The sequence below is a fragment of the Kocuria sabuli genome (assembly GCF_040981185.1).
GTDB classification, from domain to species: Bacteria; Actinomycetota; Actinomycetes; order Actinomycetales; family Micrococcaceae; genus Kocuria; species Kocuria sabuli.
This window is the reverse complement of sequence record NZ_JAVHZE010000001.1, coordinates 148,348-162,384: the sequence shown is the minus strand read 5'-3', so window position 1 is coordinate 162,384 and position 14,037 is coordinate 148,348. Positions and strand designations below refer to the sequence as shown.

The 14,037-nt window shown below is 74.5% G+C and carries 16 protein-coding genes; all 16 read left to right on the top strand.

Going from position 1 to position 14,037, the window contains the following annotated elements; translation table 11 throughout:
- Window positions 1–175 precede the first annotated feature (175 nt).
- The 16 genes from ffh (at window position 176) to RE027_RS00675 (ending at window position 13,989) form a co-directional block, all read left to right on the top strand.
- Complete coding sequence (gene ffh, locus RE027_RS00750; RefSeq protein WP_368806323.1) at window positions 176–1,768, top strand: signal recognition particle protein; 1,593 nt, start codon at window positions 176–178, stop codon at window positions 1,766–1,768.
- Between the two features lie 7 nt (window positions 1,769–1,775).
- Window positions 1,776–2,261, top strand: coding sequence for an NUDIX domain-containing protein (locus RE027_RS00745; protein ID WP_368806322.1), 486 nt, complete (start codon window positions 1,776–1,778; stop codon window positions 2,259–2,261).
- Window positions 2,262–2,332: 71 nt separating this feature from the next.
- Window positions 2,333–3,670 carry a hypothetical protein gene (locus RE027_RS00740; RefSeq protein ID WP_368806321.1) on the top strand — a complete coding sequence of 446 codons (1,338 nt, stop codon included), beginning with the start codon at window positions 2,333–2,335 and terminating at the stop codon, window positions 3,668–3,670.
- 67 nt (window positions 3,671–3,737) lie between these two features.
- Window positions 3,738–5,240 carry a sensor histidine kinase gene (locus tag RE027_RS00735; RefSeq protein ID WP_368806320.1) on the top strand — a complete coding sequence of 501 codons (1,503 nt, stop codon included), beginning with the start codon at window positions 3,738–3,740 and terminating at the stop codon, window positions 5,238–5,240.
- Window positions 5,237–5,911 carry a response regulator gene (locus tag RE027_RS00730; RefSeq protein ID WP_368806319.1) on the top strand — a complete coding sequence of 225 codons (675 nt, stop codon included), beginning with the start codon at window positions 5,237–5,239 and terminating at the stop codon, window positions 5,909–5,911. Before RE027_RS00735 ends, RE027_RS00730 begins: the two co-directional genes overlap by 4 nt.
- Before the next feature lie 151 nt (window positions 5,912–6,062).
- Complete coding sequence (locus RE027_RS00725) at window positions 6,063–7,001, top strand: ABC transporter ATP-binding protein (protein ID WP_368806318.1); 939 nt, start codon at window positions 6,063–6,065, stop codon at window positions 6,999–7,001.
- Window positions 6,998–8,179 (top strand): ABC transporter permease, encoded by a 1,182-nt coding sequence (locus RE027_RS00720; RefSeq protein ID WP_368806317.1) that lies wholly within the window; start codon window positions 6,998–7,000, stop codon window positions 8,177–8,179. The genes RE027_RS00725 and RE027_RS00720 overlap by 4 nt, the downstream gene beginning before the upstream one ends.
- A 229-nt stretch (window positions 8,180–8,408) precedes the next feature.
- Entirely contained in the window at window positions 8,409–8,822 is a 414-nt protein-coding gene (gene rpsP / locus RE027_RS00715) for a 30S ribosomal protein S16 (protein WP_368806316.1), read from the top strand.
- A 2-nt stretch (window positions 8,823–8,824) separates the two neighbouring features.
- Window positions 8,825–9,070, top strand: coding sequence for an RNA-binding protein (locus tag RE027_RS00710; protein WP_368806315.1), 246 nt, complete (start codon window positions 8,825–8,827; stop codon window positions 9,068–9,070).
- 144 nt (window positions 9,071–9,214) lie between these two features.
- Entirely contained in the window at window positions 9,215–9,793 is a 579-nt protein-coding gene (gene rimM / locus RE027_RS00705; protein ID WP_368806314.1) for a ribosome maturation factor RimM, read from the top strand.
- Complete coding sequence (gene trmD / locus RE027_RS00700; protein ID WP_368806313.1) at window positions 9,793–10,629, top strand: tRNA (guanosine(37)-N1)-methyltransferase TrmD; 837 nt, start codon at window positions 9,793–9,795, stop codon at window positions 10,627–10,629. The genes rimM and trmD overlap by 1 nt, the downstream gene beginning before the upstream one ends.
- Before the next feature lie 198 nt (window positions 10,630–10,827).
- The gene (gene rplS / locus RE027_RS00695) at window positions 10,828–11,232 is read left to right on the top strand and encodes a 50S ribosomal protein L19 (RefSeq protein ID WP_368806312.1); all 405 of its coding nucleotides are present in this window, start codon (window positions 10,828–10,830) and stop codon (window positions 11,230–11,232) included.
- Window positions 11,233–11,248: 16 nt separating this feature from the next.
- Window positions 11,249–11,929 (top strand): signal peptidase I, encoded by a 681-nt coding sequence (gene lepB / locus RE027_RS00690; protein ID WP_368806311.1) that lies wholly within the window; start codon window positions 11,249–11,251, stop codon window positions 11,927–11,929.
- 62 nt (window positions 11,930–11,991) lie between these two features.
- Window positions 11,992–12,897, top strand: a complete 906-nt coding sequence (gene lepB / locus RE027_RS00685) for a signal peptidase I (RefSeq protein ID WP_368806310.1) — start codon at window positions 11,992–11,994, stop codon at window positions 12,895–12,897.
- Window positions 12,887–13,648 carry a ribonuclease HII gene (gene rnhB, locus RE027_RS00680; RefSeq protein ID WP_368806309.1) on the top strand — a complete coding sequence of 254 codons (762 nt, stop codon included), beginning with the start codon at window positions 12,887–12,889 and terminating at the stop codon, window positions 13,646–13,648. Before lepB (RE027_RS00685) ends, rnhB begins: the two co-directional genes overlap by 11 nt.
- Complete coding sequence (locus RE027_RS00675; protein ID WP_368806308.1) at window positions 13,645–13,989, top strand: DUF2469 domain-containing protein; 345 nt, start codon at window positions 13,645–13,647, stop codon at window positions 13,987–13,989. Before rnhB ends, RE027_RS00675 begins: the two co-directional genes overlap by 4 nt.
- Window positions 13,990–14,037 lie beyond the last annotated feature (48 nt).

The following is a 14,037-nucleotide window of genomic DNA, read 5'->3' as shown; positions in this document are numbered from 1 at the left end:
CCTCCCGCGGGAGGGGGCCGGCCGCCGTCGTCCCCGGACCGTGACGGCGGCGGGCCCGCGACCGCCCGGAGTTGCTAACCTTGGACACTGACCCGCCACACCGGGCCGGGCCGCGGCCCGCGGCGCAGGCCGCGGCGCACCGGCCGCCTCCCTCGACGAAAGCAGCTTTCGACCCGTGTTCAATTCACTGTCCGACCGGTTGACCGCAACCTTCAAGAACCTCAAAGGCAAGGGCCGCCTGACGGAGGCGGACGTCGACGCCACCGTGCGGGAGATCCGCCGGGCCCTGCTCGACGCCGACGTCGCCGTCCCGGTCGTGCGCGAGTTCACCGCCGCGGTCAAGGAGCGCGCCCTCGGGCTCGAGGTCTCCGAGGCGCTGAACCCGGGCCAGCAGGTCGTGAAGATCGTCAACGAGGAGCTGCAGAACATCCTCGGCGGCCAGACCCGCCGGATCCGGATGGCCAAGACCGGCCCCACGATCATCATGCTCGCCGGCCTCCAGGGCGCCGGCAAGACCACCCTCGCCGGCAAGCTCGGCAAGTGGCTCAAGGGCCAGGGCCACCGTCCCCTGCTCGTGGCCTCGGACCTCCAGCGCCCCAACGCGGTCACCCAGCTGCAGGTCGTGGGCGAGCGCGCCGGGGTCCCCGTCTTCGCCCCGCACCCGGGCACCACCTCCGAGTTCGACGACCCCACGGGCGATCCCGTCCAGGTCGCCCGCGACGGCGTGGCGCAGGCCCGCGCGCGGCTGCACGACGTGGTCATCGTCGACACCGCCGGCCGCCTCGGCATCGACGAGGCGCTCATGACCCAGGCCCGCGACATCCGCGACGCCGTCCGGCCGGACGAGGTCCTGTTCGTCATCGACGCGATGATCGGCCAGGACGCCGTGAACACGGCCCAGGCGTTCAACGAGGGCGTCGACTTCACGGGCGTGGTCCTGTCCAAGCTCGACGGCGACGCCCGCGGCGGCGCCGCCCTGTCCGTGGCCTCGGTGACCGGCAAGCCGATCATGTTCGCCTCCACGGGCGAGAACGTCGACGACTTCGAGCAGTTCCACCCGGACCGCATGGCCTCCCGGATCCTCGACATGGGCGACGTCCTCACCCTGATCGAGCAGGCCGAGAAGCAGTGGGACCGGGCCGAGGCCGAGAAGATGGCCCGGAAGTTCACCGACCAGGAGGACTTCACCTTCGAGGACTTCCTCGCGCAGATGCAGCAGCTGCGCAAGATGGGCTCGATGAAGAAGATGCTCATGATGATGCCGGGCGCCGCCGGCATGCGCGAGCAGCTGGAGAACTTCGACGAGCGCGAGATCGACCGCGTCGAGGCCATCGTGCGCTCCATGACCCCGCACGAGCGGGTGGCGCCGAAGATCATCAACGGGTCCCGCCGCGCCCGCATCGCCAAGGGCTCCGGGGTGACCGTCTCCGAGGTCAACCAGCTCATGGAGCGCTTCGCCCAGGCGCAGAAGATGATGAAGCGGCTGGCCCAGGGCAAGGGCGTGCCGGGCATGCCCGGCGGCATCCCGGGGATGCCCGGGGCCGGTGCGGGCGCCGGCGGCGGCAAGAAGGGCAAGGGCAAGGGCTCCGCGAAGAAGGGCGGCTCCCGCTCGGGCAACCCCGCCAAGCGCGCGCAGGAGAACGCGGCCCTCGAGCAGCAGCGCAAGCAGAAGGCGCCCGCCGGCTCGGCGTTCGGCGCCGGCCAGGCCCAGCCGGACCCCGCGGACCTGAACCTGCCCAAGGGCTTCGAGAAGTTCCTGGAGAAGTGAGGTCCCGATGAGCTCCTACCTCTCCGAGCCCGAGCTGAAGAAGTTCGTGGACTCCCTGCCCACCCGCCGGCTCGCCGCGGAGGCCCTCATCCGCGACCCCGAGGGGCGCGTGCTGCTCGTCGAGCCCAACTACAAGTCGGACTGGACCGTGCCCGGCGGCACCGTGGAGGCGGGGGAGGACCCCCGCACCGGGTGCTTCCGCGAGGTCGTCGAGGAGGTCGGCCTGCACCTGGCCCCCGGCCGGCTGCTCGTCGTGGCCCACGGCGTGGCCATGGGCATCTGGGGGGACTCGGTCTCCTTCGTCTACGACGGCGGCGTGCTCGACGCCGACACGCCCATCACGGTCCAGGAGGAGGAGCTGCTCAGCCACCGCTGGGTGGCCCCGGGGGAGTTGGAGTCCTACCTGCGCCCGGCTCTGGCCCACCGCCTGCGCCAGGCCCTGGCCGCGCTCGAGGACGGGACCACCGGGGAGCTCGTCGACGGCCCCCGCTGAGCGGTCCCCGGCCGGGCCCGGCGCCGGTCCCGGCCCCGGCCCGGCCGGGTCGACGGCGTAGCATGGACGGCATGACCTCACTCCCCGCCGACGACATCGCGTCCCCCACCTCCGCGTGGGACCTGGTCCCCGCCACGGTGCTCCGTGCGACGGAGGCCACCGCCCCGGAGGGCCAGGATCCGCGGCCCACGGGCGAGGGGATGCGCACGGTCATCGCCGAGCACCGCCTGATCAGCGCCTACGCGGAAGGCCCCTCGGCCACGCAGCTCATGTTCCTGGCCGACGCCGGGGGCCGGCTGGCGCGCGCGGCCGAGGACGGCTCCGTGGAGGCCGGCTGCACCCTCGACGAGCTCGCCGGGGCACTCGCCCGCGCGACCGGCCACCAGCTGCAGCCCGAGCACCCCGGCCTGCGCCGGGTGCTGCTCGTGCACCTGGACGCCCCGGAGCTGCCCGTGCTCGCCGCCCTGTCCGGCACCGGGTTCACCGCGGTCTCCCGGCACGGCTGGTCCGTGGTGGTCTTCGACGCCGAGGTCGACTTCTGGACCGTGCGCACCGGGCTCGCCGAGACGGCCGTGACGCTGTCCTCGGACGGCGCCACCCGTTCGTTCGAGGTCCTGCTCGGCGGGGAGGACCCCGCGTCCGTGACCGAGCTCGAGGCGGCCGACGCCGTGTGCGCCCTCGAGTGGGGTCCGGAGTGGCGGCCCGCCGGCGGGGTCGCGGTCGAGGTCGAGGAGACCCCGGCCGCCCGGTTCGAGCGCGACCTCGTCCGGCTGTGCTCCGGTAGCACCTCCGAGCTGCAGACCGAGTCCGTCGCCTCGGTCTTCGACCTCGACCCGGCCGAGGTGAACCGGCTGCGCAACTACGTCCTGGGCGAGTCCACGGACCTGGTCCTGGAGTCGGTCCTGCAGCTGCTGGGCCTGCCCGTGCTGGCCGCGAAGGTCGTGGAGGGCCGCCGCGAGATCACCGAGCTGGAGGGCGCCGAGCACTACGAGCCCGCGGCCGTGGCCTCCGCGCTGATGCACGGGCTCACCATCGCACCCACGGGCGACGGGCTGTTCGCCCGGTACCAGCGCGCCCTCGTCCGCCGCCCCGAGCTGCTGCTGGCCCTCGCCGGCACCGAGACCGCCCTCGGGGTGGGCCTCGCCGGGGCCGCCCGGCGCGGCGGCTCCGGGGCGCGCGTGCTCGGCACCCTCTCGGCGGCGCTGCTCGCCGACGCCGCCGCCGAGAGCGCCTACTACGCCGCGCTGCGCGGCGCCCGCCACCGCCGCACCGGCGAGCGCTCCGGCGCGACTCCTGCGGGGGAGTCCCCGGTGGTCGCGACCGAGGCCCTGCGCACTGGCCCGTCCCCGGTGCCGGGGACGGGCTCGCGCGCACGCTGGCGTCGGTTCTTCGGCCTCGACCGCAGCTGAGCCGCCTCCCGCGGGTTCCCCCGGGCGACGGACCGCGGCCCGGGCCCCGTCGGGCTAGCGTGGTCGCGTGCACACTCCATCCGCCACGGACCACACCGGCGCCGCCCGCGGGACGGCCGACGGCGCCGCGGCCCACGCGGTCACCGACCCGGCCCCGGTCGCCGACGCCCGGCGCCCCCCGTTCCCCGAGCGCGTCGCCGCGTGGCTGAACGACCCCCAGGACCCGTTCTGGGAGCGGCCCGGCCCCACGGCGGCGCAGCAGCGCAACGACGTCCTGGGCACGGCCGTCTTCCTGCTGGTCGCGCTGTTCAGCGCCGTGCTGATGCACAGCTACGCGGGGGTGCCGGAGACGGAGGAGCCGTGGGGGATGTACGTGGGCGTCAGCGCGCTGATCCTCCCCCTCGCGGTGCGGCGCCGCTTCCCCGTCGGCGTGCTGCTGGTGTCCTCCGTCCTGTTCTTCGCCTTCTACTACATCAGCATCGCGGCGGCCTTCCTCCTCGCCTACCAGGTCGCCTACTTCGCGGCCCTGTACGCCGCGGTGGCCTGGACCCGGAACCGGGGCGCGATGCTGACCGCCCTGTCCGTGGTGATCGGCTGCATGGCCCTGTGGCTGGTCGTGGAGCTGACGATCACCCGGGCCTACGCGGAGATCGTCGAGGTGCAGGAGCCCGTGGACGGGCCGATCCCGCAGCTGCTGGCCGTCCAGCTGCACTCCGGGCTCGTCAACGTCGTCTACTTCGGCGGGGCGGTGCTCGCCGGGCGGGCCTCGTGGCGGTCGGCGCTCCAGCGGCACCGCCTGGCCGCCCAGGCGGAGCGGATCAGGGAGCAGTCCGCGGAGATCGCCCGCCGCGCCGTCGTCGACGAGCGGCTGCGCATCGCCCGGGAGCTGCACGACGTCGTCGCCCACCACGTCTCGGTGATCGGCATCCAGGCCGGCGCCGCCCGCAAGGTGCTGGACCGGGACCCCCCGGCCGCCACGGCCGCCCTGCGCACCGTCGAGGAGTCCAGCCGGACGGCGGTGGGGGAGATGCGCCAGCTGCTCGGCGTCCTGCGCGCGGAGGACGAGGACGCCCGCGGGAGCGCCCCGGCCGGGCGCCGGCCCGACCCGGGGCTGGCCGACATCCCCGCCCTGGCCCGCCGGCACGCCGAGAACGGTCTCACGGTGACCGTGCGCACGGTCGAGGACGTGCCGGGGGACCTGGCACGGGTCCCGCCGGGCCTCGGGCTCTCCGTGTTCCGGTGCGCCCAGGAGTCCCTGTCCAACGTCATCCGGCACTCCACGGCGACCACGGCGTCGCTCGTCCTGCGCACCGGGCGCGGCCCGGAGGGGCCCTGGCTCGAGCTCGAGGTGCTCGACGGCGGCTCGCCCCGCAGCGGCACCGCAGGCACCGGGTTCGGTCTGCAGGGGCTGCGGGAACGGGTCCGGCTGCACGGCGGGGAGGCGGAGGTCGGGCCGCGCTCGGGCCGGCCGGGCTGGCGGGTGCGGGTCCGCTGCCCGCTGCCGGTCGACGGCTCGCCGGACGGGGCTGCCGCCGGCGGGCAGCGGTCGGTGGGAGGATCGGGAGCATGATCCGCGTCCTGCTCGCCGACGACCACGCCCTCGTCCGCTCCGGCTTCGCCATGGTGCTGTCCGTCGAGGACGACATCGAGGTCGTGGCCCAGGCCTCCGACGGCGCCGAGGCCGTCGCCGCGGCCCGCGACGGGGCGGTGGACGTGGCCCTGCTGGACGTGCAGATGCCGGTGATGGACGGGATCGAGGCGACCCGCCGGATCGTGGGGACGGGGTGCGCCAAGGTCGTGATCGTCACGACCTTCGACCGGGAGGACTACCTCTTCGACGCGCTCGCCGCCGGTGCCAGCGGCTTCCTGCTGAAGAACGCGGACCCGGACGACCTGGTGGAGGCCGTGCGCGCCGTCGCGGGCGGCCACGCCCTGCTCGCCCCGGAGGCGACGCTGCGCGTGATCCGCGCCCTGACCGCCGACGCGTCCCCGGCCGCGCCGGAGCCCGCGCCCGCTCCGGCCGACCCCGAGCAGCGCCGGATCGTCGCGTCCCTCACCGAGCGCGAGCACGAGGTCCTGCGGCTGGTCTGCGAGGGGCTCTCCAACGCGGAGATCGCCCAGCGGCTGTTCCTGGGCGCGGCCACGGTCAAGACCCACGTGTCCAACATCCTCGCCAAGACGGGATCCCGGGACCGGGTGCAGGCCGTCGTCTTCGCGCACCGAGCGGGCCTGGCCGGCTGAGCGGGCTCCGCCCGGGGACGGACGTCCCGCCCGCCGGACCGGGGGCCCGGCTCCCCCCGGGTGGGGATCCGCCGGAGCCCCGGACTTCCTAAGCTGGAGCCGAGCCGCCCGGCCCCCTGCGGGCGGGCCCCGGCCGAGAGGACCCAGGCCCATGAGCACCACCACGACGCCCGCGGCGCACGCCGCCCGCAGCCGCCCCGACGGCGACGTCCTGGAGGCCCGCCGGCTGAGCCGCTCGTTCGGGGGGCGCACCGTGGTCGACGACGTCTCCTTCACCGTGGAGCCCGGCCGGATGACCGGCTTCGTCGGGGCCAACGGAGCGGGCAAGACCACCACCATGCGGATGCTGATGGGCGTGCTGCGGGTCTCCGCCGGGCAGGTCCTGTGGGGCGGGCGGCCGATCACGGCCGCGGACCGCGCCGGCTTCGGCTACATGCCCGAGGAGCGCGGGCTCTATCCCCGGCAGGCGGTCCTCGACCAGCTCGGCCACCTCGGCCGGCTCCACGGCATGACCCGCCGCGACGCGCTGGCGGAGGCCACCCGGCTGCTGGAGCGCTTCGGCCTGACCGAGCGCGCCCGGGACAGGCTGGAGTCCCTGTCCCTGGGCAACCAGCAGAAGGTCCAGGTGGCCGCCGCCCTGCTGCACGGGCCCGCCGCCCTGGTCCTGGACGAGCCGTTCTCCGGCCTCGACCCCGTGGCGGTGGACGCCATGGTCGAGCTGCTGCGGGAGCGCACGGCCCGGGGGGTGCCCGTGCTCTTCTCGAGCCACCAACTCGACCTCGTCGACCGCCTCTGCGACTCCCTCGTCATCCTCTCCGGCGGCCGCGTCCTGGCCGCCGGCGCCGTCGACGACCTGCGCCGGGCCGGCCCCCGGCGGCACCGGCTGCGCTGCGAGCAGGACACCGGCTGGGTCCGCGGCCTGCCCGGCGTGCACGTCGTCGACGTCGACGGCCCGACCGCGGTGCTCGAGCTCGCCGACGACCGCGACGCGCGCCACCGTCTGCTCGAGGAGGCCGTCCGGCGCGGGCTCGTGGAGTTCTCCGAGATCGTGCCCGCGCTGGCCGACGTCTACCGCGAGGTGACGCGGTGAGCCCCCGCCCGCCGGCCGACCGGCCGTGGTGGACCGTCGCGGCCCGCGAGATCTCGGTCAAGCTGCGCGACCGCTCCTTCCTGCTCTCGACCGCGGTCACGGTGCTCCTCGTGGCGGCCTCGATCGCCGCCTCCGCGCTGTTCGGGGGCCGGGCCGCCGAGCACGTCGTCGCCACCGCCGGCCCGGAGGCGGCGCCCGTCACGGCACGGGCCGCCCAGGCACTGGCCGACGAGGGGGACGACACCCTGACCGTGCACGGCACGGGCTCCGCCGACGCCGCGCGGGCGGCCGTGGCCGCCGAGTCGGCGGACGCCGCGCTGCTGCGCGGGCTCGACGGCTGGACGGTGGTCGGCCGGGACGGCGTCGACCCCGGCCTCGCCCGGGTGCTGGAGCAGGCGGTCGCCGACGCGACCCTCGCGGCGAACGCCCGCGCGGCGGGCACGACGGCCGCGGAGCTCACGGCGGGCGCCGAGGTGCGCACCGAGCTGCTCACCGGCGGGCCGGACCGCGGGCCCGTGCGCCTCGCCATGGGTCTCGTGTTCGCGCTGCTGTTCTACCTCGCCGCGATCGTCTTCGGCATGGCCATCGCCAACTCCGTGCTGGAGGAGAAGCAGAACCGGGTCGTGGAGATCCTCGCGGCCGCCGTCCCGATCCGGCAGGTGCTCTACGGGAAGGTGCTGGGCAACTGCCTGCTCGCCTTCGGGCAGATCGGCCTCTACGCCGTCGTCGGCCTCGTGGGCGTCAACGTCGCGGGTCTCGCCGGAGACGTCGGCTGGGTGCTCGCGGCCTCCGGCTGGTTCCTGGCCTTCTTCGTGGCCGGCTTCGCCGCGCAGGCCTCCGTCTGGGCCGTGCTCGGCTCCCTGGCCTCCCGCTCGGAGGACCTCCAGACCAGCACCGGGCCGATCATGACCGTGCTCGTCGGCGCCCTGTTCGTGGGCCTCTACGCCGAGGGCACGTGGCTCACGGCCGCCTCCTTCGTGCCCGTCGTCGCCTCCGTGGCCATGCCCGTGCGGATGCTCGGCGGCGACGTGGCGTGGTGGCAGCCCGCGCTGTCCCTCGCCGTCACCCTCGGCGCGGCCTGGGTGCTGCTGCGCGCGGGGGAGCGGATCTACCAGCGCGCCGTGTTCCAGGGCGGGCGGTCGCTGGGCTGGCGGGAGGCCGCACGCCTCGAGCAGTGACCCGGGCCGTGAGCCCGGCCGTGACCCTGGCCGTGGCGGGGCGCCGGACGGGGCCGCGCGCCGGTGGGCGCCGGACTTGACCGCGTCTGGCATACTGGACGGGTACTCGATGCGTGCGGTCCCTCTCGCCGCACGTTTCTCGTGTCCACAGAACCCCTGCGACCGGCCCGCCCCACGGGAGCGGGACCAGGGCGTTCACATCATCCAAGAACCAGGAGAGTCCACTCCAGTGGCTGTTAAGATCCGTCTCAAGCGCATGGGCAAGATGCGCGATCCCCGTTACCGTCTCGTCGTCGTCGACTCCCGCAAGAAGCGCGACGGCCGCGTCATCGAGGAGATCGGCAAGTACCACCCGACCGAGCATCCCTCCTACATCGAGGTCGTCTCCGAGCGGGCCCAGTACTGGCTCGGCGTCGGCGCCCAGCCGTCCGAGGCCGTGGCCGCCATCCTGAAGGTCACCGGCGACTGGCAGACCTTCAAGGGCCTGGAGGGCGCCGAGGGCACCCTCCAGCAGCCCCAGGCCAAGGCCGAGTTCGTCGCCCCGGACAAGGGTTCCGTGATCGTCCCCGAGGCGATCACCCCCAAGGCCGAGAAGACCGAGTCCGACGACGCCCCCGCGGCTGACGCCGAGAAGGCCGAGTAGTCGTGCTCGCCGACGCGTTGGAGCACCTCGTCCGCGGGATCGTGGACAGCCCCGATGACGTCGACGTCCGTTCCAAGAGCGGGCGCCGGGCGGAGACCCTCGAGGTCCGGGTGCACCCCGACGACCTCGGCCGGGTCATCGGCCGCCAGGGCCGCACGGCCAAGGCGCTGCGCACCGTCATCGGCGCGCTCGCCGAGGACGGCCCGGTCCGGATCGACGTCGTCGACACCGACCGCCGCACCCGCTGAGGCGGACCGGTCCGCCGAGGCGACCGGTCCCGCCGCCCGCACGGTCCTCGCATCCGCACCGGATGCGGGGACCGTGCGCGTTGACGGCCCCGCGCCGTCGGCACCCGACCCCGGCCTCGCGGCCGCACAACCCCAGGAGCGCACATGTTGGTCCAGGTCGCCCGCATCGGCAAGCCCCACGGCATCCGCGGGGAGGTCACCGTGCAGCTGTTCACGGACGCCCCCGAGGAGCGCTTCGCGCCCGGTGCCCGGCTGCTGATCGAGCCGTCCTCCCCGCTCGCCCCGCAGGGTGCCGTCACCGTGCGCCGGGCGCGCTGGAACAAGTCCGTGCTCGTCGTGGCCCTCGAGGAGGTGCCCGACCGCAACGGCGCCGAGACGCTGCGCGGCACCCTGCTCTTCGCCGAGGCGCAGGACGAGGACCCGGAGGGCGAGGAGTGGTACGAGCACGAGCTGGTCGACCTCGAGGTCCGCACCGGGCCCGAGGACGGCACGGGGCCGCGGATCGGCGTGGTGACGGGGCTGCGCACCATGCCCGTGCAGGACCTGCTCGAGATCGTCCTGGACGAGGACGGCCGCGGGGCGGCGCTGCCCTTCGTCGAGGAGATCGTGCCGGTGGTCGACCCCGAGGGCGGCTTCGTCGTCGTCACCCCGCCGCCGGGGCTGCTCGAGCTCAGCCTCGAGGAGGGGACGCCCGAGCCCGGCAGCCCGGAGGGCGGACGCTGATGCGCATCGACGTCGTCAGCATCTTCCCCGAGTACCTCTCCGCCCTGGACCTCTCGCTCATCGGCAAGGCCCGGCAGCAGGGGCTGCTCGAGCTGACGGTCACCGACCTGCGCGGGTTCGCCACCGACCGGCACCGCACGGTTGACGACACCCCCTACGGCGGGGGCGCCGGCATGGTCATGAAGCCGGAGCCGTGGGCCCTCGCCCTCGGCGCCGCGCTCGAGCGTTCCCCCGCGGCGGCCGACGGCCCGGGGGAGCGGCCGGTGCTGGTCGTGCCCTCCCCGGCCGGCGAGGTCTTCACCCAGGCCACCGCCCGCGAGCTCGCGCTGCGGGAGCACCTCGTGTTCGCGTGCGGGCGCTACGAGGGCATCGACGAGCGGGTCGTCGACTGGTCGCGAGGGCACTTCGAGGTCCGTCCCATGAGCCTCGGGGACTACGTCCTCAACGGCGGGGAGGTCGCCGTGCTCGCCATGGTCGAGGCGATCGGGCGGCTCGTGCCGGGCGTGATCGGCAACCCGGAGTCGCTGGTGGAGGAGTCGCACTCCGACGGGCTGCTCGAGTACCCCGTCTACACCAAGCCCGCGCTGTGGCGGGACCGTCCCGTGCCCGATGTCCTGCTCTCGGGCCACCACGGCCGGATCGCACGCTGGCGGCGGGACCGCCAGCTGCAGCGCACCGCCGCCCGCCGCCCCGACCTCGTCGCGGCCCTGGACCCCGCAGGCCTCGACCGCGCCGACCGCGCCGTCCTCGCCGAGGCGGGCTGGACCGTGGCCGGCAGCCGGGTGCTGCGCGAGGACAGCACCGGGGGAGACGCGCCCGGGTCACCTGTGGCATAATGACCAGCTGTGTCTGCTGGGCACGCCCCCGCCGCAGGGGGATGAGCGACCAACAGCACGACACCCGGGACACCCCCATCGGAGCCCCGGTCACCACGTCTTGCGGATTCCGCACCCGCCCCGGGTTCCGACCGGGGCGCAGCACGGATCCGTGCCGACCCACGTGAGCGACCTGCGGCGTTCACCAGGAGAAACACCATGAACATCCTCGACCAGCTCGACGCCAAGTCCCTGCGCAGCGATGTCCCCGACTTCCGTCCGGGCGACACCCTCAACGTGCACGTGAACATCGTCGAGGGCAACCGCTCCCGCGTCCAGGTCTTCAAGGGCTTCGTCCTCGGCCGCCAGGGCGCCGGGGTGCACGAGACCTTCACCGTCCGCAAGGTCTCCTTCGGCGTCGGCGTGGAGCGCACCTTCCCGGTGCACTCCCCGGTCATCGAGAAGATCGAGGTCGTCACCCGCGGTGACGTCCGCCGCGCGAAGCTGTACTACATGCGCGACCGCCACGGCAAGGCCGCCCGCATCCGCGAGAAGCGGGACAACACCACGGCCAGGTCCGCGAAGTCGGGCAAGTCCGTCAAGTCCGCCAAGTCCGCCAAGTAGGACAGCGCGCGCCCCGGTGCCCACCGGAACCCGTGCGCGGGACCCGCACACCAGCGGGTCCCACGCCGTGCGGCGAGAACGCCAGCCCCGTGCTCGGGGCTGGCGTTCCGTCGTCCTCGCCCTGCTCGTCGCGGTGCTCGTCGCCGGGCTGCTCCGCGCCTTCGTCGCGGACGTCTACTGGATCGGCTCGGACTCGATGCAGCCCACCGTCGAACCGGGGGACCGCGTGCTGGTGACCAAGCTCCGCGCCGGGGCGGAGCCCGAGCGCGGCGACCTGGTGGTCTTCGACGGCCGCGGCAGCTTCGCACCGCTGCACAGCGAGGACCCCTGGCCCGCCCGGGCCCTGCACGCCGTCGGCCGGTGGACCGGGCTCGCCGGCTCCGACAGCGTGTACCTCAAACGGGTGATCGGCACGCCGGGGGACACGGTCGCCTGCTGCGGACCCTCCGGGCACCTCGTGGTCAACGGCGAGGAGCTCGCCGAGGACTACGTCTTCACAGGGGACCGCCCCAGCGAGGTCGAGTTCACCGCCGTGGTCCCCGAGGGCCGGCTCTGGCTGATGGGCGACCACCGCTCCGTGTCGGTCGACTCGCGCAGTCTGCTCGGCGCGCCCGGTGGCGGACTCGTCCGAGCGGATAAGGTCATCGGAGAACCTGTTGCTGTCCTCTGGCCCCTGGACCGGGCCGGGCAGCTCTGACGCGATCCCCACGGATCCGGACCCGGACGCCTGCACGCGCCCGCCCAGGAAGGACGAGAGCATTGGACGACAGGACCCCGCCCGCCGGCGACGGCGGGCCGCACGAGTCCCCGGGCGCCGCCGGCGACGCAGGCTTTCCCGCCCCGGCGGCCTCCACGGCACCGCTCGAGCCCGCCGCCTCCTCGTCCGCGGAAGCCGGCGAGGAGCCGGGCTCGTCGTCCCTGCGCAGCAGGGGGCGGCGTTCGCGCGGCGGGTCGTCCCGGCAGGAGCGCCCGGACACGTTCTGGGGCTCGGTCCGGGAGGTCGTCCTCGTCCTGGTCTGGGCCGTGCTGATCGCCTTCGTCGTCAAGACCCTGCTCGTGCGCGGGTTCTACATTCCTTCCGGGTCGATGGAGAACACCCTCCAGCTGAACGACCGCATCTTCGTCAACGTCGTCGAGCCCACGTTCGGCCCGCTCGAGCGGGGGGACATCGTCGTCTTCGAGGACTCCAAGGGCTGGCTGCCCGTGCAGCCGGACAGCGGCGGCGGCCCGGCGGACGCCGTCTACGACGCCCTCGCCTTCGTGGGCGTCCTGCCGGACCGCACCGACCAGCACCTCATCAAGCGCGTCATCGGCGTCGGCGGGGACCGCGTCGTGTGCTGCGACGGCTCGGGGCGGATCACCGTCAACGGGCAGGCCCTGGAGGAGCAGGACGCCTATCTGTTCCGCGGGTCCGCCCCCTCGGACATCGCGTTCGAGGTCGTCGTCCCGGAGGACCACTACTTCGTGATGGGCGACCACCGCGACGCGTCCGCCGACTCGCGGGTCCACTTCTCGGAGCTCGTGGAGAACAGCGCCTTCATCAGCCACGACGACGTCGTGGGCACCGCCTTCGTCATCGCCTGGCCCCTCGACCGCTTCCAGTGGCTGCAGAACCCGGACGACGTCTTCGCGGACGTCCCGGACGGGTCCTCAGGTGGCTCCTGAGCCGGGAGCCTCCCGGCGCCCGGCCGGGCCGCAGGGACGGGCGCCCGGGCTCGCCGTCGAGCGCTCCCTCCAGGACGCCGGTGCCCGGCTCGTGGGCGGGATGGACGAGGTCGGCCGCGGCGCCCTGGCCGGCCCGGTCACGGCCGGGGTGGTCGTCCTGCGCCCCGGCACGGTCCGCGGGATCCCCGGGCTGCGGGACAGCAAGCTGCTGAGTCCTGCCCGGCGCGAGGCCCTCGTCCCGCGGATCCGCTCCTGGTGTGCGGCCGGCGGCGTGGGCCACGCGTCCCCGCAGGAGATCGACGGCCTCGGGCTGACGGCCGCGCTGCGCCTCGCCGGGCACCGGGCCCTGGCGGCCGCCGCCCGGGAGGGCACGGCGCCCGACGTCGTGCTCCTGGACGGCCGGCACGACTGGCTCTCGCCGGCGGGGGAGCGGTCCCTGTTCGACGCCTCCGCCCCCGCGGACGAGCCCGCCTGGGCCGGTGCCGTGGTCACCCGGGTCAAGGCCGACCTGACGTGCGCGAGCGTGGCCGCGGCCAGCGTGCTGGCCAAGGTCGAGCGGGACCGGATCATGCGGGAGCTCTCCGGCGCCTGGCCGCAGTACGGTTGGGACAGCAACAAGGGCTACGGTGCCGCGGGCCACCGCGCGGCCCTGGAGGAGGCCGGACCCACGCCCCACCACCGGCTGAGCTGGCGGCTGACCGGGCCGACGGCCGCCACCCGACCCAGCGCGAGCGGAGACGAGACGACATGAGCGCCGAAGAACTCGAGAACTTCGAGACGGACCTGGAGCTGCAGCTCTACCGCGAGTACCGGGACGTCGCCGGTCTGTTCCAGTTCGTGGTGGAGACCGACCGCCGCTTCTACCTGGCCAACTCGGTGCGGATCGATCCGGTCGAGACCCGCAACGGGCTCTACTTCGACGTCGAGCTCAAGGACGCGTGGGTGTGGGACGTCTACCGCTCCGCACGGTTCGTCAAGCACGTGCACGTGATGAGCTTCAAGGACGTCAACGTGGAGGAGCTCGCCCACGCGGACCCCTTCGCCGTGCCCGCGGCCACCGGCCCCACCCCGGAGGACCCCGCCGCTCCCTGAGCTCGGGCTGCAGGATCCCGCGGCATCCCGACCCGCTCTGCACACCGC

What these genes read in the sequence shown, in the direction of transcription:
- RE027_RS00675 (WP_368806308.1), top strand. Translation starts at nt 13,645, where the DNA reads ATGAGCGCCGAAGAACTCGAGAACTTCGAGACGGACCTGGAGCTGCAG.
- rimM (WP_368806314.1), top strand. Translation starts at nt 9,215, where the DNA reads ATGTTGGTCCAGGTCGCCCGCATCGGCAAGCCCCACGGCATCCGCGGG.
- RE027_RS00740 (WP_368806321.1), top strand. Translation starts at nt 2,333, where the DNA reads ATGACCTCACTCCCCGCCGACGACATCGCGTCCCCCACCTCCGCGTGG.
- RE027_RS00745 (WP_368806322.1), top strand. Translation starts at nt 1,776, where the DNA reads ATGAGCTCCTACCTCTCCGAGCCCGAGCTGAAGAAGTTCGTGGACTCC.
- rplS (WP_368806312.1), top strand. Translation starts at nt 10,828, where the DNA reads ATGAACATCCTCGACCAGCTCGACGCCAAGTCCCTGCGCAGCGATGTC.
- trmD (WP_368806313.1), top strand. Translation starts at nt 9,793, where the DNA reads ATGCGCATCGACGTCGTCAGCATCTTCCCCGAGTACCTCTCCGCCCTG.
- RE027_RS00725 (WP_368806318.1), top strand. Translation starts at nt 6,063, where the DNA reads ATGAGCACCACCACGACGCCCGCGGCGCACGCCGCCCGCAGCCGCCCC.
- RE027_RS00730 (WP_368806319.1), top strand. Translation starts at nt 5,237, where the DNA reads ATGATCCGCGTCCTGCTCGCCGACGACCACGCCCTCGTCCGCTCCGGC.